The sequence below is a fragment of the Tomitella fengzijianii genome (genome assembly GCF_007559025.1).
Taxonomy (GTDB): domain Bacteria; phylum Actinomycetota; class Actinomycetes; order Mycobacteriales; family Mycobacteriaceae; genus Tomitella; species Tomitella fengzijianii.
The window spans coordinates 2,351,425-2,368,076 of record NZ_CP041765.1 but is presented as its reverse complement, the minus strand read 5'-3'; the positions used below and the strand labels follow the sequence as shown (position 1 = coordinate 2,368,076).

General features: G+C 69.4%; 15 protein-coding genes and 1 pseudogene. 11 read left to right on the top strand and 5 right to left on the bottom strand.

Going from position 1 to position 16,652, the window contains the following annotated elements:
• Positions 1-263 precede the first annotated feature (263 nt).
• The 3 genes and pseudogenes from FO059_RS10770 to FO059_RS10760 all read left to right on the top strand — a co-directional run.
• On the top strand, positions 264-593 hold the full coding sequence (locus FO059_RS10770; protein ID WP_143908685.1) for a nucleotidyltransferase family protein: 330 nt from the start codon (positions 264-266) through the stop codon (positions 591-593).
• Positions 594-629: 36 nt separating this feature from the next.
• The gene (locus FO059_RS10765; protein WP_233266930.1) at positions 630-926 is read left to right on the top strand and encodes a HepT-like ribonuclease domain-containing protein; all 297 of its coding nucleotides are present in this window, start codon (positions 630-632) and stop codon (positions 924-926) included.
• A gap of 85 nt (positions 927-1,011) precedes the next feature.
• Positions 1,012-1,152, top strand: a pseudogene (locus tag FO059_RS10760) (zinc finger domain-containing protein); the annotation flags it as partial.
• A 382-nt stretch (positions 1,153-1,534) separates the two neighbouring features.
• On the opposite strand, the gene FO059_RS10755 reads toward FO059_RS10760, so the two are convergent.
• Positions 1,535-1,951: a VOC family protein gene (locus FO059_RS10755; protein ID WP_143908683.1), complete on the bottom strand. Its 417-nt coding sequence runs from the start codon at positions 1,949-1,951 to the stop codon at positions 1,535-1,537.
• A 113-nt stretch (positions 1,952-2,064) separates the two neighbouring features.
• Between FO059_RS10755 and FO059_RS10750 the strand changes: the two genes are divergently transcribed.
• A complete protein-coding gene (locus FO059_RS10750) occupies positions 2,065-3,081 on the top strand; it encodes a helix-turn-helix transcriptional regulator (RefSeq protein WP_168226614.1) in 1,017 nt (338 codons plus the stop codon).
• A gap of 25 nt (positions 3,082-3,106) precedes the next feature.
• On the opposite strand, the gene FO059_RS10745 is transcribed toward FO059_RS10750, so the two are convergent.
• Positions 3,107-3,529, bottom strand: a complete 423-nt coding sequence (locus tag FO059_RS10745) for a winged helix-turn-helix transcriptional regulator (RefSeq protein WP_143908681.1) — start codon at positions 3,527-3,529, stop codon at positions 3,107-3,109.
• Between the two features lie 80 nt (positions 3,530-3,609).
• On the opposite strand from FO059_RS10745, the gene FO059_RS10740 reads away from it, so the two are divergent.
• The 3 genes from FO059_RS10740 (at position 3,610) to FO059_RS10730 (ending at position 7,511) form a co-directional block, all read left to right on the top strand.
• The gene (locus FO059_RS10740) at positions 3,610-4,008 is read left to right on the top strand and encodes a RidA family protein (protein WP_143908679.1); all 399 of its coding nucleotides are present in this window, start codon (positions 3,610-3,612) and stop codon (positions 4,006-4,008) included.
• 189 nt (positions 4,009-4,197) lie between these two features.
• Positions 4,198-6,426, top strand: coding sequence for an ATP-binding cassette domain-containing protein (locus FO059_RS10735; protein WP_143908677.1), 2,229 nt, complete (start codon positions 4,198-4,200; stop codon positions 6,424-6,426).
• Between the two features lie 167 nt (positions 6,427-6,593).
• Complete coding sequence (locus FO059_RS10730) at positions 6,594-7,511, top strand: NADP-dependent oxidoreductase (protein ID WP_233266931.1); 918 nt, start codon at positions 6,594-6,596, stop codon at positions 7,509-7,511.
• Positions 7,512-7,587: 76 nt separating this feature from the next.
• On the opposite strand, the gene FO059_RS10725 is transcribed toward FO059_RS10730, so the two are convergent.
• Together FO059_RS10725 and FO059_RS10720 are read right to left on the bottom strand one after the other, a co-directional pair.
• Complete coding sequence (locus FO059_RS10725; protein ID WP_143908673.1) at positions 7,588-8,328, bottom strand: SDR family oxidoreductase; 741 nt, start codon at positions 8,326-8,328, stop codon at positions 7,588-7,590.
• Positions 8,329-8,374: 46 nt separating this feature from the next.
• Positions 8,375-9,046, bottom strand: coding sequence for a TetR/AcrR family transcriptional regulator (locus tag FO059_RS10720; RefSeq protein ID WP_143908670.1), 672 nt, complete (start codon positions 9,044-9,046; stop codon positions 8,375-8,377).
• Between the two features lie 116 nt (positions 9,047-9,162).
• Between FO059_RS10720 and FO059_RS10715 the strand changes: the two genes are divergently transcribed.
• From FO059_RS10715 to smc, 3 genes are all read left to right on the top strand, one after another.
• Positions 9,163-9,597: an OsmC family protein gene (locus tag FO059_RS10715; RefSeq protein ID WP_233266932.1), complete on the top strand. Its 435-nt coding sequence runs from the start codon at positions 9,163-9,165 to the stop codon at positions 9,595-9,597.
• Positions 9,594-9,887 (top strand): acylphosphatase, encoded by a 294-nt coding sequence (locus FO059_RS10710; RefSeq protein ID WP_233266933.1) that lies wholly within the window; start codon positions 9,594-9,596, stop codon positions 9,885-9,887. The genes FO059_RS10715 and FO059_RS10710 overlap by 4 nt, the downstream gene beginning before the upstream one ends.
• A gap of 81 nt (positions 9,888-9,968) precedes the next feature.
• A complete protein-coding gene (smc, locus tag FO059_RS10705) occupies positions 9,969-13,634 on the top strand; it encodes a chromosome segregation protein SMC (protein WP_143908666.1) in 3,666 nt (1,221 codons plus the stop codon).
• A gap of 36 nt (positions 13,635-13,670) precedes the next feature.
• On the opposite strand, the gene FO059_RS10700 is transcribed toward smc, so the two are convergent.
• Positions 13,671-14,690 (bottom strand): AurF N-oxygenase family protein, encoded by a 1,020-nt coding sequence (locus FO059_RS10700; RefSeq protein ID WP_143908663.1) that lies wholly within the window; start codon positions 14,688-14,690, stop codon positions 13,671-13,673.
• Positions 14,691-14,884: 194 nt separating this feature from the next.
• On the opposite strand from FO059_RS10700, the gene ftsY reads away from it, so the two are divergent.
• The gene (gene ftsY, locus FO059_RS10695) at positions 14,885-16,387 is read left to right on the top strand and encodes a signal recognition particle-docking protein FtsY (protein ID WP_199257090.1); all 1,503 of its coding nucleotides are present in this window, start codon (positions 14,885-14,887) and stop codon (positions 16,385-16,387) included.
• Positions 16,388-16,652: the final 265 nt, after the last annotated feature.

Genomic DNA, 16,652 nt, shown 5'->3' with positions numbered 1-16,652 from the left:
AATCAGCCCGCGTCTTGTGGCAACGGGCTGATGGTGATGATGCGAGGATAGCGCGGAGCGGGCCCGAGTCCAGGTTTCCTGACGGTATCGCTCGCCTACTCGGTTGAGGAAGGCACGCCGTCTCGCCGAATGGTCACGGTCGGAACGAGAACCAGACACTTGGATGGTGAGGTCAAACAAGGGCGAAGATCCGGCGGTTCGTCGATGAGGCGGTGGCCCTCGGATCCTGGCTGTGACGGGCGCGTTGCCGGTATCCTGAAGGCATGCCGAAGACCGTCGTGACGCCCGAGACGCTCGCCCTGCGCGAGCCCATCGAGGAGCGCCGAGGCGAGTTTCAGGCGCTGCTGGTCAAGTACGGCGCGACCAATCCGAAGCTCTTCGGCTCCGTCGCTCGGGGCACCGCGCACTCTGACTCCGACATCGACATCCTCGTCGAGATGGATCCCGAAGACGGCAATCTCCTCATGCGGGCCTCCGGACTGATGGAGGAAACGCAGGCACTGTTCGGTCGCGACGACATCGACGTGTTCCCGGTGCAGTTGCTCAAGCGCCCGATCCCGGCCTCCGCCCTCGCCGACGCGGTCGCGTTGTGAGCCGCGACGCCGGCCTGGCGCGTCACTGACGTCCTGGTGGCCGTCGAGCGGTGCCGTCGGTATGTCGGCGCTCTGGACGGCGATGGGGATGTCGTGGAGATGGCCGAGGACGCGATCGAGGGCAACCTGCAGATCATCGGCGAAGCCGTGAACCATCTCCCGGCGGAGATCACCGACGCGCACCCGGAGATCGGCTGGCCACAGATCCGAGGACTCCGCAACATCCTCGTCCATCAGTACTTCGGGGTCGACGTCGATGTTGTCCGCGATGTCGTCGACACCTACCTCCCGCCGCTCGCCGAGGCGCTGCGGGACCACGTCGCCGACGACTGATCCGACCCAGAACGTGCAGACACCTCATTGAATCGTCAGTCGAATGATCATTCGACTGACGATTCATCGATGTCACAAACGAGTCGAGTCGGGGTACTTCTCCCGGAGCCTCAACGTCTACGGGCGTGCGGGGGAGCCGTGCCGACGGTGCGGCACCCCGATCGAGCGGGCGCAGTTCATGAACCGCTCGAGCTACTTCTGCCCCCGCTGCCAGCGGAGACGGTGAGTACGCTCTCGGCGGGGGCGTCCCTAGGTTGATGTCAACCGCTCGGGGGTCGCCACTGGAGTGCGGTCCAGTAGGGTCGGAATGCTCGACGTCCATGGAATCCGTTGGCTGACGAGGGTTTTCAGTCGGCCCGCAGAACCTTGGGCTTGCGGGGAAGAAGCCGCGGCGGCAGTCGCAGACGTGTCGGTTTCGGCCAGGGCGGCGGAGCGAAGCGGGGCATGCACTGATCGGATGCCCCGCTTCGACGTTCACGAGGGATGGGTCTGAGACCGAGCGCGGGTTCGGTAATCCTCATCGCTACGGCTGGACGGACAAAACTCCTCCTCGACAGTGCCGGCATCGAATGAGTATCGGCGCGAGCGGCTCGGGGTGTCGAAACGGTTCAGTTCTCGTTGTGTAGTTCATTGGGAAATCGGTCCCGGGCATCGCTGCTGATCGGTGTGAAGAAGTTGATCAGGTTGCCGTCCGGGTCCCTGACGAGGAGCGAGCGATTACCCCATGGCATGTCAGTCGGCTCCTTGACGAACACTTCGACGACGTCCCGGAGTGCTGTATTGGTCTCGTCGACGTCGTCGACGAGGAAATCGAACATGACGCTGCGATTGGCGTGGGCTTCGGCGACGTCGTCCCCGAGCAGCGGGACCGTGGCCGTGCTCGCTATGGCCAGAGTGCCGGATGGGGTGCGCAGCTCGGCGAACAACGGGTGAAGGCGCACGGCTGCGATACCGGTCGCCGCCTCGTAGAACGCGACGAGGGCATCGACGTCGTCGGTGATGATGCGGGTGGCTGCCAACTGCATGGCGGTCTCCTTCTGCGGTGGACATGGATGCGGCCGACGAACCTGGCCGCGGTCACGACGATATTTGCGATACCGGGCGGGAGTTGTCCGGTATGCGAGGGATGATCGGTGTCATGGCCGACACCACCGCCCGGGCGTTGCAGCTTTTGGAGCTGCTGCAGTCCGCGCAGATGCGCACTGTTGCCGAGATTGCAGAACGCCTCGGCGTGGACGAGCGGACGGTGCGCAGGGATGTCAAGCGTCTTCACGACCTGGGGGTGCCCGTCGAGACGCTACGAGGCCGCTACGGCGGCTATCGGCTCGCACCCGGCCAACGGGTTCTTCCGCTCATGTTCAGCGACAAGGAAGCGGTCGCGGTCATTCTCGGGCTCGTCCGGGCACAGTCGGCGGCACACGACCCGGAGATTGCCGAGCAGACCGCCCTGGCCAAGATCACACGGGCATTGCCGACAGCTGACGTCGCGCGGGTCGAGACACTGCTCGCCGTGATGACGCGCACGTCTCGGCGGGAACGCGTTGCCCCTGACCCTGGCGTGATGCTGACCCTGGCCGAAGCCGTGGACCTTCGGCGCGTCGTCGACCTGCGCTACCTCAGCGGTGACGATGTTCCTACGCGACGCGAGATCCACCCCTATGGCCTGGTGACGCACTCGGGGCGGTGGTATCTCGTCGCGTTCGACACCGGCAGGCAGGAGGAACGCACGTTCCGTGTGGATCGGATCCGGACCGCCCGATCGCTGCCGACGACGTTCGCGCCATCGCAGCACCCTGGAATGGGAAGTCATCTTCTCGACATCTTCGCCGACGCCGACTACCAGTGGCAGGTTGTGCTCCGTATCCGGGAGACCGAGGAGCACATCCGCGCCCAGCTCCCGCGCAGCGTGGCCCGACTCGAACAGCTGGGCCGTGCGTCGGACGAGCCGCGTGACGGCGCCCTGCCCTGGCACCGGGTGGAGATCCACGCGGAGAGCCTGGACTGGCTACCGTCCGTGATCGCGGCGCTCGGCTGCGAGGTGGTCATCGAGCGTCCGGACGAGCTCCGGGACCGGGTGCGGACGGCGGCAGCCCGGATGCTCCACGCGTGTCAACGGCGGGCGAAGTCTGACCCCTACGTGACGGGGGAACTTTGACCGCTCTGGTTGTCGGTCTGTGCGGTCATGAGGTTTCGGCGGGTTTGGTCCGGTAGGACTGTCCGCCGAGGGTGAGTACCTCGGCGTCGAAGTGCTCACGGGCGCGTTCGATCTCGGGCCCATGGGCCTCGGCCCACTCCAGCAGGACATCGACCGGGGGCCGCAGCGTTTTGCCCAGGGGGGTGATCCGGTACTCGACAGCCACCGGGCGGGTGCCGAGCACTACGCGCTCGATGATGCCGTTGCGCTCCAGCCGGCGCAGCGTCGCCGTCAGGGATTTCTGCGTGACCGCCGGGATGGCTCGACGGAGCTGGTTGAAGCGGCAGGGGCGCTCGCAGAGCTCGCCCAGAACGCTGAGCGACCACTTGTCGAGGACCTGATCGAGCAGCTCCCGGTGTGGTGCGTCGATGGTGAGCTCGTGGCCGGAATCGTCTGAGGTATCGGTCATGAAACCTGGTCTCGTTGAAGTGTCCTGGATGAACCAAGTATCAATGAGAAACCACATCCGTTCAACAGGAGGCGATCCCGATGTCCGTACAGCTGTTCAGCCCCGACGGCATGAGCCAAGACGTTCCCTACCGGCAGGTCGCCATCGGCAGCGGTACCCGTCACGTCCACGTCGCCGGCCAGGTCGGCATGACGGCCGACACGGCCGGTGACCTTGCCGGCCAGGTCGCGCAGGCGTTGCGGAACACCGCGACCGGGTTGAACGGTGCGGGGGCGTCCTTCGGCGACGTCGTTCGGCTGACCTTCTACGTCGCAGGGTGGGAACCGGAGATGATGGCGCCGTTCCTGGCCGGCGTCGACCGGGTGGCCGGCGAGCTCGCACTGCCGACCCCGATGCCACCGGCGTCGCTGATCGGCGTCGAGTGCCTTTTCGAGCCGGACGTGCTCGTCGAAGTCGAGGCCACCGCCGTTCTGGAGTGACGCCCGGTTCGCGGCGGACGGTCCGTTCGCTCACGCCGGGGCGGGTGACGAGTTCGGCACCCGTGAACCGCCGCTTCGTCTGCAGCAGGGCGAGCAGATCGAGCATACTTCGGGTCACATCGGCCACGTCCCGACGATTCCACGAATTGCGGTCAGGATCCGGCCGGATCTGGCCATAGTGTCGAATCCATGAGTGACCGGACCATTCGCATCCGACAAGCCGTGACGAACAACCTCGACCACCTTGACCTGGACATCCGTCGGGGTCTCCTCGTCGTCATCGCAGGCGTCTCCGGTTCGGGGAAGTCGTCGTTGGTCTTCGACACCATCGCAGCCGAGGCGGGTGCCGAGCTCAACGAGACCTACCCGCCGTTCACCCGCAATCGCCTGCCCAAGTGGACGCGGCCCGAGGCCGGCAGCATCGAGGGGCTCTCACCCGTCATCGTCATCGGTCAACGACGACTCGGCGGAAACGCGCGCTCGACCGTCGGCACGGTCACCGACACTTGGACGTATCTACGTCTCATCTTCTCCCGGCTGAGCAAGCCGCACGTCGGCGAGTCCTCGGCATTCTCCTTCAACGACCCTTCGGGCATGTGCCCGACCTGTTCGGGGATCGGGGAGGTCGTCGCGCCCGACGTCGAGAAGTTCCTCGACCTGGGCCGCAGGCTCGACGAAGGAGCGATCGTCCTGCCCGGCTTCGGGGAGGGCCGGTATTGGTACCGGAAGTACGCGGAGCTCGGAGTCTTCGCCGTCGACGCGCCGTTGGGCGATTGGCCCCGGGAGCACGTCGACGCCCTGCTTTACGGCGGGCGTTGGGCCGAGTCCCTCGCCGTCGAAGTGCCGAAGGACTACGAAGGCGTTGCCGACCGCTTCGAGCGGATCTACTTGCGGACCTCCGAGACGGTCTCCGAACGCAAGCTGAAGACGGTCGCCGAGTTCACCCGCTCCACGATGTGTCCGGACTGCCATGGCGAGCGCCTCAATGCGGCCGCCCGGAGCGCCACCGTCGACGGCCGCACGGTCGGCGAACTGGCCCGCATCGAAATCCCCGAACTGCGCGACGTGGTGGCGCGTCTGGGCCGGACGGAGGTGGCCAGCGTCGCCGCCGCCCTGCTCGAGCGACTCGACGCAATGGATGGGATCGGCCTCGGGTACCTCCACCTCGCCCGCGCAACCTCCTCTCTCTCCGGCGGTGAGTCCCAGCGCATCAAGGCCGTCAAGCACCTCGGGTCGAGCCTCATCGAGATGCTCTACGTCTTCGACGAGCCGACCGTGGGACTCCACCCCCACGACGTCGCCGCGATGGTCGAGGTTCTCTGCCGGCTTCGCGACCGTGGAAACACCGTCCTCGTCGTCGAACACGACCCCGCCGTCATGGCCTGCGCCGACGAGATCATCGAGATCGGCCCCGGACCCGGCCGCGACGGCGGCCGCCTTGTGTTCCAGGGAAGCTTCCGCGGTCTCCTCGACTCGGACGGACCGACGGGCCGAGCACTGAGGGCACCTGCGCCGACGACGCCGACGCCGAGGAGCCCGACAGGTTGGGCCACGATCGTGAATGCGAGGACGAACAACCTCGACGGCGTCACCGTCGACATTCCCCGCGGTGTGCTCACCGTCCTCACCGGGGTCGCAGGATCCGGAAAGTCGAGTCTGGCAGCCGAACTCTCGGCTCAGCACGGGGCGATCACGATCGGTCAGAAGCCGGTGTCGGCCAATCGTCGATCGACTCCGATCACGTACACGGGCATCGCGCAGGCGCTGCGAAGGCACTTCTCAAGGATCACCGGTGCAGCCGTCGGACTGTTCAGCGCGAACTCGGACGGCGGCTGCCCGGTGTGCAAAGGCCTCGGAATCGTCTACACCGATCTCGCGTTCATGGACGTGCAGGAGACGACGTGCCCGACGTGCCAGGGGGCGAGATTCACCGCTGAGGCGCTTGCCCACACCGTCGACGGGCTGTCCATCGCCGACGTCGAGCACCTGACGGTCAGCGAGGCGATCGATCGGCTCGCTGAGCCGGCGATACGGTCGCGGCTCGTGCACCTCGACCGGGTCGGGCTGGGCTATCTCGCACTGGGGCAGCCGCTGAACACGCTCTCGGGGGGTGAGGCGCAGCGGGTGAAGATCGCGAAGGAGCTGCGGGACGCGATCGAGCCGAGCATCTACCTGCTTGATGAGCCGACGACGGGACTGCACCTCAGCGACACCGCACGGCTCATATCGGTACTCTACGACCTCATCGACCACGGCCATACCGTCGTCGTCATCGAGCACAACCTCGAGGTGATCCGGGTGGCCGACTGGCTCATCGACCTCGGCCCCGGCCCCGGCCGCCACGGTGGACGGGTGCTTTACACGGGGCTCGTCGACGGCATCGGCGACACCTCGACGGGACGCGCACTGCGGGAGTGACCCTCGGGTCCGGGGAGGACCTCGATGGATGTGGCGGGGACGATTTCGGCTACGTCGACGGTCTTCCCCGGCATGACGCCAGCCTTCCCGACAATCGGAGTCTCCGGACATCACGGGGGCAAAGCGGCATTGACCTTCCCGGATGTCGAACGGATACCGTGATGGCCATGAAAGCCTTCGTCAAGCCGGACCCCGCAGCGAGCACCATCGTGCCGGAAGAGGCGAACAAGCCCCGGATCGACGCCGGTGAACTTCTGGTGCTGATGCACGCGGTCGGGGTGGGGATCCATGATTCCTATTTCCTGCCGCAGGACGCCGGTTATCCCTTCCCGATCGGCATCGAGGGGGCGGGCGTCGTCGAAGAGGCCGGCAGCGAGATCGTGAAGTACCGGCCCGGGGACCGGGTCGCCTTCGTCAGCTCGATGCAGCCGAAGGGCGGAACATGGGCCGAGTACGCCGCGGTCGATGCGGGTTCACTCATCTTGCCGATACCCGCCGAACTCGACTTCGTGCAAGCAGCAGCGCTACCGGTGGCCGGTAATACCGTTCTGCGTGCTCTCGCCGCGCTTGGCGACCTGCCCGCCGGCGCCTCGATCTTCATAGCCGGAGGGGCCGGGGCCATCGGCACCTTGGCGATCCAGCTCGCGCGCCGGAGAGGATGGCGTGTTGCGGCGTCCGCTTCGGAGCACAATCATGACTACCTGCGTTCGCTCGGCGCGAATGTGGCGGTCGACTACCACGACAGCAATTGGCCCGACGAGGTTCGCCGCTCGATACCGGATGGTGTCGACGCCGCGATAGCGGTACACCCTGACACGAGCACAGATTGCCTGCGTGTCGTCAAAGACGGTGGAAGTGTCGTCACCGTTTCCGGAGACAGCGTTACTCCCGAGCGAGGCATTCAGGTCGGCATGATCGCCTACGACAGAGACGTTCGCGGCGAACTTGCAGATCTGATGACCGACGTGATCACGAATGACCTCCACCTTGAGATCGAACGTATATATCCGTTCGATCGTGCCGCCGAGGCGCTGTCCCGAGTCCAGACCCGCCACGTCCGCGGCAAACTCGTTGTGCGCCTCTGACGCGCCGATCCGCGGGTCGTGACCATTCCTCGCGACGACGCGCCGGCCGCCGCTGACAGGCTTGATCGTTGCATCCTCAGGCGAGTCCGCCATTGACGAAGATGGTCTGCCCGTTGATCCAGCGTGCGGGGCCCGCGAGGTGGGCGACGGTCTCGGCGATGTCCTCCGGCCGGCCCAAACGCTCGAGGGGGGCGGCGTGGGCAAGGCGCTCGACGGTCTGCTCGTCCTTGCCGTCGAGGAACAGGGCGGTGGCGGTCGGTCCGGGCGCGACCGTGTTCACTGTGATGTCCCTGCCACGCAGCTCGCGGGCCAGAACCATGGTCATGCCCTCCACTGCGGCCTTGCTGGCGACGTAGGGGCCGTACGAGGGGAACAGGGTGCGTGTGACCGTGGTGGAGAAGTTGATGATCGCCCCGCCTGGGCGGACGTGTCGGGCTGCCAGTTGGGAGACCACGAACGTGCCGCGCACGTTGGTGCGCATCACGTGGTCGAAGGTCCGCAGGTCGTAGTCGGCGATCGGTCCCAGCGGCATGATGCCGGCGGTGTTGACCACGACGTCGATCCGGCCGAACTCCTGCTCGACCTGGCCGAAGAGTGCGCGCATGGCGGCATCGTCGGCGACGTCGCCGCCCACTTCCACGGCGCTGCCGCCGCCGGCGGCGATCTCCTCGACAAGGTCCTGCGCCCGGGCCTTGTTGCCGGCGTAGTGCACGGCCAGGGCGTAGCCGTCCGCGGCGAGCCTTCGGACGACGGACGAGCCGATACCACCGGACGCTCCGGTGACGAGTGCGACGCGGGTAGCGGTCTTATCGGTCATGGTCGCTCCTTGATGGTGGGTGATGATCATGGGCGGGGCGTGCGGCTCAGGGCTGCTGGACGCGGCCGAGCCATTCGTGCAGGAGCGCCGACTCCGCGTGCGAAAAGCGTGTGGAGCGTTGCAGGCCCGCCTGCAGCGTCGTCGCGGCGATGCGCTGCGCATCCGGCTCGGCGGCGGCGTCGGTGAGGATCCCCTGGAGAGTCGCCTCGCGCATGGTCGCCGACAGTGCCGTGTCCGGATACTGCTGCGGGCGCAGCAGTATCGCCAGCGCGACCCCGCTGTTGGCCGCCATCACCGTGCGCGCCGCGTCGGCCGGCGTCATCCGCAGCCTTCCCTGCGCGGCGAGGCGGTCGAGGATGCCCTGCAACAGGCCCATCGCCTCATCCGCGGCCGCGGGCCGGGCGGACATCGACGTGGCGAACACCAGCCGGTAGGCGTGCGGGTGTGCCAGCGCGAACGCGGTGTGCCGGTCCCAGCCCGTGCGCAGGTCCTCGATGGGATCCTCGCTCGAGACGGCTGCCCGCTTCGTCGCCAGGTACTCGTTCCACACCTGGTCCGCGACTGCGGCGAGCAGTCCGTCTTTGTCGCCGAACAGCCGGTACAGCACGGGTTGCCCCACGCCTGCGGCCTGGCACACGGCACGGGTCGAGACGTCGCCGGAGGCCGAGTTCGCGAGGAGTTCTGCGGCGCACTGCAGGATCAGTGATCGCGTGGACATGTTATCGACGATAACAATGACTTGTTATCGGTGCAATCGTCAGAGCTGGATCGCCGACGCGGGCGAGCGCGTCGCGTCGGCCGGTGAGACGGCATCGGAGTGGAACAATGTCGGTCATGACTGAACAGGACGCCGTCGCGCACACCGAACTCACAGTGGAGCGCACGGGCACGAGGCGCTACACCGGCCGCAGCTCACGGGGGGCCGAGGTGCTCATCGGTTCCGAGGACGTGCCCGGCGTGTTCACGCCGGGGGAGCTGCTCAAGATCGCGCTGGCCGGGTGCACGGCGATGAGCTCGGACAAGCCGCTCTCGCGCCGGCTGGGCGACGACTACGACGCCACGGTCCGCGTCTCCGGGGACGCGGACCGCGACAACGAGTGGTATCCGGTGCTCAGCGAGGTCCTGGAGCTGGACCTCAGCGAACTCACGCCGGATGCCCAGGAGCGGCTGCTGGTGGTCGTCGAGCGCGCGGTCGACCGCGTGTGCACGGTGGGGCGCACCGTCAAGCGGGGCGCCGAGGTGGAACTGGAGATCCGGGCGGACTCGTGACGTCCGATCCGATTCGCGACCCGGCACGGCTCACCGCGTGGGTGCACGGCGACGTCCAGGGTGTCGGCTTCCGCTGGTGGACACGCTCGCGGGCGCTCGAACTCGGGCTGGTCGGCAGCGCGACGAACACGGTGGACCGGCGCGTCCTCGTCGTCGCCGAGGGGCCGTCGGCCGCGTGCGGGCGGCTGTTGGAGCTGCTCGAGTCGGGCGGCACGCCCGGGCGCGTCGACAACGTCGTCGCCTCCTGGGGCGCGCCGCGCGGCGGACTCGACGGGTTCGTCGAACGATGAGCGCCGCCGCGGGTACCTGCCGGTATGGTTCAGGACCATGATCGTCGGGAGCGGATGCGTCGTCTCTGGGAGCCGTGGCGGATGCATCTGAAGAGCCTCACGCTCAAGGGCTTCAAGTCGTTCGCGTCCTCGACCACGCTCCGGTTCGAGCCTGGGATCACCTGCGTGGTGGGCCCCAACGGGTCGGGCAAGTCCAACGTGGTCGACGCGCTGACCTGGGTCATGGGTGAGCAGGGCGCCAAGGCGCTGCGCGGCGGCAAGATGGACGACGTGATCTTCGCCGGCACCTCCGGGCGGTCGCCGCTGGGGCGCGCCGAGGTGACGCTGACCATCGACAACGCGGACGGCGCCCTGCCCATCGAGTACTCCGAGGTGTCGATCACCCGCCGGGTGTACCGCGAGGGCGGCGGCGAGTACGAGATCAACGGCTCGTCGTGCCGCTTGATGGACGTGCAGGAGCTGCTCAGCGACACCGGCATCGGCCGCGAGATGCACGTGATCGTCGGCCAGGGCCGCATCACCGGCATCCTCGAATCGCGCCCGGAGGAGCGCCGGGCCTTCATCGAGGAGGCGGCGGGGGTGCTCAAGCACCGCCGCCGCAAGGAGAAGGCCGTGCGCAAGCTCGACTCGATGCAGGCGAACCTCAGCCGGCTGACGGATCTCACGACCGAGCTGCGGCGCCAGCTCAAGCCGCTAGGACGGCAGGCGGAGGTGGCGCGGCGCGCGCAGACCGTGCAGGCCGACCTGCGCGACGCGCGCCTGCGCTTGGCGGCGGACGACCTGGTCGCGCGCCGCACCGAGATGGAGCAGGGCGCGGCGCAGGAGGCCGAGCTGCGCGCGCAGCTCGAGTCGGCGCAGGCGGAGCAGGACGACGCCGCCGGGCGGCTCGCGGAGGACGAGGAGGCGCTCGCGCGGCTGGAGCCGGAGGCCAAGGCCGCACAGCAATCGTGGTTCCGCCTTTCGGCGCTGGCGGAACGGGTCGACGCCACCGTGCGCATCGCGCACGACCGTGCCTCCACCCTGGCCACGGAGCAGCAGCAGTCACCGGGGCGCGACCCCGACGAGCTGGACCGCCAGGCGGAGCGCGCGGCCGAGGAGGAGGCCGAGCTGGAGCAGTCGGTGGAATCGGCGGCCGAGGTGCTCGACGCCGCGCGCGAGGCACTCGACGAACGCGAGCAGGTCGCCGCGGAGGCCGACCGCGCCCATGTGGCCGCGGTGCGGGCGGTGGCGGACCGCAGGGAGGGGCTCGCGCGCCTGGTCGGCGAGGTGAACACGCTGCGCAGCCGCACGGAATCCGTGGACGCGGAGGTGACGCGCCTCACCGAGGCGATGGTGCAGGCGCAGGAGCGTGCCGTGTCGGCGCACCGCGAGTTCGAGCAGGCGCAGGCCCAGGCGGACGAGTTGGAGGGAGACGAGGCCGCCCTGGACGAGCATCACGAGCGCGCCGCCGCAGCATTCGAGGCCGCGGAGGCGCGGGTGGCCGAGCTGCGTGCCGGCGAGCGGGAGGCGGAGCAGAAGGTGGTGTCGCTCCGTGCCCGCATCGAGGCGCTGGAGATGAGTCTCGCGCGCAAGGACGGCGCCGCGTGGCTGCTCGAGCGTGCCGGCCTGGGCGACGGTTCCGCGGCGGAACCCGGCGCCGCGCAGGCGTCCGCGGACGGGGTGGTGGGCCGGCTCGCGGAGCGCATGCGCGTGCGGGCCGGCTACGAGCGCGCCATCGCCGCGGCGCTCGGTCCCGCGGCGGAGGCGGTGGCGATGCGTGATGCGGGCTCCGCGGCCGAGGCGATCGCGGCGCTGAAGGAGGGGGACGCGGGCCGCGCCGCGCTCATCACCACGGTGGCGGGGGAGTCCGCGCCGGGAGTCGACGGCGGTGCGCCCGCCGGTGGCGCGCTGTGGGCGGAATCGTTGGTCGATGTGGACGGCGACCTGGGCGCGGCGGTGCGGTCGCTGCTGTCCCGGGTCGCGGTGGTCGACGACCTGGAGACGGCTTTTCGCACGGTCGAGGCGTCCCCGGGGGTGCGGGTCGCCACGCGCGACGGCGACCTGGTGGGTCACGGCTGGTCGGTGGGCGGGTCGGAGTCGGCCACGAGCATGCTCGAGGTGCAGGCCGCGGTGGACGAGGCGGGCGAGGCGGCCGTGGCCGCGGCCGCGCGCGCCGAGGAACTCGCTGCCGCGCTGGCCGGGGCGGTCGCCGAGGAGGACGTGCGGCGGGAGAACGCCGAGGTGACGCTCGCGGCGCTGACGGAGTCCGATGCGTCCATGTCGGCCGTGTATGAACAGCTCGGCAGGCTGGGGCAGTCCGCCCGCGCCGCGGAGGCCGAACACGGGCGGCTGAGCAGGCAGCGGCAGGAGGCGGAGGCCGGCCGCGAGGACACGGTCGCCGCGCTGACCGGGCTGGAGGAGCGCCTGCGCCTGGCCGAGAAGTCCATTCCCGGGGACGACGAGCAGGAGGCGGGCGACGGCGCGTTGGCGGAGGCGCGGGACGACGCGGTCGCCGCGGTGTCGGAGGCGCGCGCCATAGAGGTGGAGGCCCGGTTGGGGCTGCGGACCGCGGAGGAGCGCGCGGCCGCCCTGCGCGGGCGGGCGGATTCGTTGCGCCGTTCGGCCGCGGCCGAACGTCAGGCGCGGGAACGGGCCGAGCGTGCGCGGCTGCGACGTCGGAAGGCTGCCGCCGTCGCCTCCGTCGTCGCCGAGATGGGGGAGAAGGTCGCGGAGCGGCTGGCGGCCGAGGTGTCGTCGGCCGCGCAGGGGCGGGACGACCTGGAGGCCCAGCGCGTCGAGCGCTCCGAGCGCGTGCGCGAGACGCGGGGGCGCGTGACCGAGTTGACGCAATCGCTGCACACGCTCACCGACGCGGCGCACCGCGACGAGATGGCCCGGGCGAAGATCGCGCTGCGCATCGAGCAGCTCGAGGAGCAGATCCTCGAGCAGAACGGCATGGCCCCGGACGACCTGGTGGCAGAGTACGGTCCGCACATCGCGCTGCCCCCGTCGGAGCTCGAGATGGCCGAGTACGAACAGGCGCGCGAACGCGGCGAACAGGTGGTGGCGCCGGCGCCGATGCCGTTCGACCGTGCCACCCAGATCCGCCGGGCCAAGCAGGCTGAGAAGGACCTGCGGACGCTCGGCAAGGTGAACCCGCTGGCGCTGGAGGAGTTCGCGGCGATGGAGGAGCGCTACAGCTTCCTCGCCACGCAGCTCGAGGACGTGAAGAAGGCGCGCCAGGATCTTCTCGACGTGGTCGACGAGGTGGATGCGCGGATCCTGCAGGTGTTCACCGAGGCCTACGCGGACGTCGAGCGCGAGTTCGTCGACGTGTTCGCCACGCTGTTCCCGGGCGGCGAGGGGCGCCTGGTCCTCACCGACCCGAACGACATGCTGACCACCGGGGTGGAGGTGGAGGCCCGCCCGCCGGGCAAGAAGGTCAAGCGGCTGTCGCTGCTGTCCGGCGGCGAGAAGTCGCTGACCGCCGTGGCGATGCTCGTCGCGATCTTCCGCGCGCGGCCGTCCCCGTTCTATGTCATGGACGAGGTGGAGGCCGCCCTCGACGAGGTCAACCTCAACCGGCTGATCAGCCTGTTCACGCAGCTGCGCGAGCGTTCCCAGCTGATCGTGATCACCCACCAGAAGTCCACCATGGAGATCGCGGACGCCCTGTACGGGGTGAGCATGCGCGGCGACGGGATCACCCAGGTCATCTCCCAGCGGATGCGCGGGGTGGACCTGGGCGACGTGCCCGTCACCGACTAGCCGCTCCGATATCCGCCACCGGAGCGGGCAGCGCGGTCAGGCGGCGAACTCGCGCCGGTCGGGCTCGCCGCGGTAGCGGGCGCGGCGGCCGTCGATGCCCAGCCTGCGCCAGAGCCGACGGGTGACCGGGTTCATCAGCCCCAGCTCATCGGCGAGAGTGCGCATGTCGTCGAAATACCCGGACATGATCTGGCGCGAGCGCGGGCCGTCCCAGAACGCTTCGCGGATGACCGCGTCGGGGATCTCGAAGCGGCGGGCGAACGACTTGGGCGGGGTCATGATCTCGCCGGCCAGCCAGCGCATCGTCAGCGGGAAGAGCACCGAGCACGTCGCGTGCGACGCGCGGCCCATGCGGGGCATGTGCGTGCGCAGGAAGTCGCCGGCGAAGGAGATGTGGCGTGCCTCCTCGGCGATGTGGATCTGCATGACCCGCCGGACCAGCGGCGGGAGTTCCACATCGTGGCGTAGCAGCGACTTCTGGTAGTGGTCGATGGGTTCCTCGCCGCCGAGGATGCCGATGAACAACACCACGAAGGCGTACCCGCCGGCCAGGCCGATGAACGGGGAGGTGCGCCGGAACGCGGGCCGCATGCCGGGCACGTCGACGCCGATGCGGTTGACGAGCTCCTGGAACATCTGGATGTGATTGCACTCCTCGGTCATCTCGTGGAGGCAGTAGCGGAACTCGGGCGAGTTGTTCGGCAGCGTCATCACGTAGTGCATGAGGCCGCGGATCAGGATGGTCTCGAACGACGCGCCGACCTTGATCGCGTTGGCCTGGCGCCAGCGGCCCATCTCGATCTGCTTGTCCAGCGGTTGCTCCTGATACCACCGCGTGGCGCCCAGCGGGTCGATCTTCGGGGACAGGACCCAGCGCGGATCCTGCGGATCGAGTGCGAGGTCCGGGTTGTCCCAGTCGATGTCGAGGTACGGGTGGAAGTGCTTGTCCACCGATCCCTCGGACAGCGTGCGGAGCATCCGCCGGTACCGGGGGGACAGCCCGGGGGCGTGGCCTGCGCGGCGGTCAACCGCGGTGTCGGAATCCTGGAGTGTCATGCCGGCCTCCCGAAGCGATCGATCATGCGTTACCTGTGTCACACAGTTTAGTGTGACCGTCTGTCTCATGCAAGAGGTGGGGTGGCCGGGCCGGCACGCTGCGGCCGATGACGTCATACCGGCCGGCCGTCCGCGCCGTCGACACGCGCGGTGCGCCGGAGCGGATGTGACGCCTGTCCGGGGCGGCTGCGATGATGGGGCGCGTGAACTCAGCACTCTGGATCGTCATCGCAGTCGTGGCGGCGCTGGTCGTCATCGCCGTCGTCGCCGGGGCGGTGCTCTACCGGCGCCGGCAGATCAGCTTCACCCCGCCGCCGGATGCCGAGATCGAGGAGCGCAAGGCCAAGCCCGGGGGATACACGACCTCGACCGGGTTCGACTTCAGCGAGGGGTCCGGGGGCGGCGGAGGTGTCGCGGCGCCCGAGCAGCCCCGGGAACCTGAGCCCGCCCCGCGCGCCGAGCCGCCCGCCCCGGTCGCTCCGGTGGAGCCTGCTGCGCCGACCGCTCCGCCCGAACCTGCTGCGCCGACCGCTCCGGAGAAGCCGGCTGCGCCTGAAGAGCCTGCCACCGAGAAGCCGGCCAAGGCTGAAGAACCCGCGACCCCGGGTCGGCCTGCGGCCCCCGCGGCCCCTGCTCCCGCGGAGACCCCTGCGGAGGAGTCCGCCCCGCCCGCGGAGAGCGCGATCGCGGCCCCGGCGGAGCCCGAGGCGCCCGCAGAAGCCCCCGTGCCGGAGCCGGAAGCGGCACCGGCCCCGGCGGCGCCCGAGGTGGAGATCGCGCCCACCGACGGCAGGCTGGAGCGCCTGCGCGGGCGCCTGTCGCGCTCGCAATCGGCGGTCGGCAAGTCGCTTCTGGGGCTGCTCGGCGGCGGCGACCTGGACGAGGACGCGTGGGAGGAGGTCGAGGACACGCTCATCATCGCCGACCTCGGCGCGGCCACCACGGAGAAGATCGTCGCCCGTCTGCGTGACCAGATGGCGACCCGTTCGGTGCGGACCGAGGCGCAGGCGCGCGGGCTGCTGCGCGAGGTGCTGGTGGACGAGCTGCAGACCGCGAACGCCCGGTCCGTGCAGGCGCTGCCGCACAGCGGGAGCCCCGCGGTGCTGCTGGTCGTGGGCGTCAACGGCACGGGTAAGACCACGACCACCGGCAAGCTCGCGCGGGTGCTCGTCGCCGACGGCCGGCGCATCCTCCTGGGCGCGGCGGACACCTTCCGCGCCGCCGCCGCCGACCAGCTCGAGACCTGGGCGGACAGGGTCGGCGCCGAGGTGGTCCGCGGCAAAGAGGGCGGCGACCCGGCAGCGGTGGCCTTCGACGCGGTGTCGCGCGGCATCGAAAAGGGGGTCGACGCGGTGCTGGTGGACACCGCGGGGCGATTGCACACCAAGACCGGCCTGATGGACGAGCTCGGCAAGGTCAAGCGCGTGGTGGAGAAGAAGGGGCCGGTGGACGAGGTGCTGCTGGTGCTCGACGCCACCGTGGGGCAGAACGGGCTCGCACAGGCCCGGGTGTTCGCGGAGGTCGTCGACATCACCGGTGTCGTGCTGACCAAGCTCGACGGCACCGCGAAGGGCGGCATCGTCTTCCAGGTGCAGCACGAGCTGGGCGTGCCGGTCAAGCTCGTCGGGCTCGGGGAGGGCCCCGACGACCTCGCGCCGTTCGACCCGGGCGCCTTCGTGGACGCGCTGCTGGGATGATCCGGCCGCGCGTCACATGCGCGTAACACGGCGGATCGCAAAGTTTGCACAGCCGCAACATCATGCCTCCGGACCCGTAACACGGGTTTCGCAGGATGGTTCCCGACGGAGACGGACGGGGACGTGTTGCGGTCGCCGGTGGCGCAGACCGCCGCAGCCCCTCCGCATGACACGGCCGGGCGCGGTCCCGGCCGGGAGGGACGGTGGTCCGCGTGTCGGTGATGACGGGGACGGGCTGGGAGACGGTGGCCCCGGACGGGGTCGT

Bases quoted from the DNA above. Each gene is read 5' to 3' on its own strand.
- FO059_RS10745 (WP_143908681.1), bottom strand. From the start codon at position 3,529: ATGACCGATACCTCAGACGATTCCGGCCACGAGCTCACCATCGACGCA.
- FO059_RS10700 (WP_143908663.1), bottom strand. From the start codon at position 14,690: ATGACACTCCAGGATTCCGACACCGCGGTTGACCGCCGCGCAGGCCAC.
- FO059_RS10715 (WP_233266932.1), top strand. From the start codon at position 9,163: ATGACTGAACAGGACGCCGTCGCGCACACCGAACTCACAGTGGAGCGC.
- FO059_RS10770 (WP_143908685.1), top strand. From the start codon at position 264: ATGCCGAAGACCGTCGTGACGCCCGAGACGCTCGCCCTGCGCGAGCCC.
- FO059_RS10755 (WP_143908683.1), bottom strand. From the start codon at position 1,951: ATGCAGTTGGCAGCCACCCGCATCATCACCGACGACGTCGATGCCCTC.
- FO059_RS10725 (WP_143908673.1), bottom strand. From the start codon at position 8,328: ATGACCGATAAGACCGCTACCCGCGTCGCACTCGTCACCGGAGCGTCC.
- FO059_RS10735 (WP_143908677.1), top strand. From the start codon at position 4,198: ATGAGTGACCGGACCATTCGCATCCGACAAGCCGTGACGAACAACCTC.
- FO059_RS10740 (WP_143908679.1), top strand. From the start codon at position 3,610: ATGTCCGTACAGCTGTTCAGCCCCGACGGCATGAGCCAAGACGTTCCC.
- FO059_RS10720 (WP_143908670.1), bottom strand. From the start codon at position 9,046: ATGTCCACGCGATCACTGATCCTGCAGTGCGCCGCAGAACTCCTCGCG.
- ftsY (WP_199257090.1), top strand. From the start codon at position 14,885: ATGGGGCGCGTGAACTCAGCACTCTGGATCGTCATCGCAGTCGTGGCG.
- FO059_RS10730 (WP_233266931.1), top strand. From the start codon at position 6,594: ATGAAAGCCTTCGTCAAGCCGGACCCCGCAGCGAGCACCATCGTGCCG.
- smc (WP_143908666.1), top strand. From the start codon at position 9,969: ATGCATCTGAAGAGCCTCACGCTCAAGGGCTTCAAGTCGTTCGCGTCC.
- FO059_RS10750 (WP_168226614.1), top strand. From the start codon at position 2,065: ATGGCCGACACCACCGCCCGGGCGTTGCAGCTTTTGGAGCTGCTGCAG.